The 521-nt window shown below is 56.2% G+C and carries 1 protein-coding gene; it reads left to right on the top strand.

What is annotated here, in order from left to right:
• Window positions 1–22: 22 nt before the first annotated feature.
• Window positions 23–521, top strand: a 499-nt coding sequence (locus A8707_RS26400) for a hypothetical protein (RefSeq protein WP_231948494.1), incomplete at its 3' end; no start/stop codon positions are given.

Raw genomic sequence — 521 nt, 5'->3', positions numbered from 1 at the left:
AAACTTTGCCACGTTGGTGTCCGTGTACGGTCAGCAAGCTGGGGTCGTCCAGTTGGCGTTGATGTACAACGCTCAAGAAAGTGAAATTGAGGTTGCCAAACGTTTGTTGAGAACCGTCACCACAGCCCCTGCTTTGGCGCGGTCGCTGCCCGTCGGATTCAGTTTAGATGCCCTTCCTGCCCAAGTGGACACCTTGACCTTGATCAACGCTCAGGAGAGTCATTATCTGGTCGGACTCAAAACCAATCAGAAGACTCTCCATCAACGCCTGCACCGTCTGCGGCAGCAAGAGCTGCCGTTGAGCCAAACGAGCCACTCGGAACGGGTGCATGGTCGCCAAACCCAGCGCACCGTCCAGGTCTATGCCGCTCCTGATGATCTGCCCAAACGCTGGAGCAGTGCGGGCATCACACGGGTGATTTGGGTCAACCGCCAGGGCATCCGGGCGAGCAAGCCGTTTCAAGAGGCGCAGTGCTACTTGAGCAACTTAACCCTCGATGCCCCTGAATTCCTAGAATTGA

This window comes from Phormidesmis priestleyi BC1401 (genome assembly GCF_001650195.1).
GTDB lineage: Bacteria > Cyanobacteriota > Cyanobacteriia > Leptolyngbyales > Leptolyngbyaceae > Phormidesmis_A > Phormidesmis_A priestleyi_B.
Note: the sequence above shows the minus strand (reverse complement) of the source record. Positions and strands in the feature narration are given on the sequence as shown.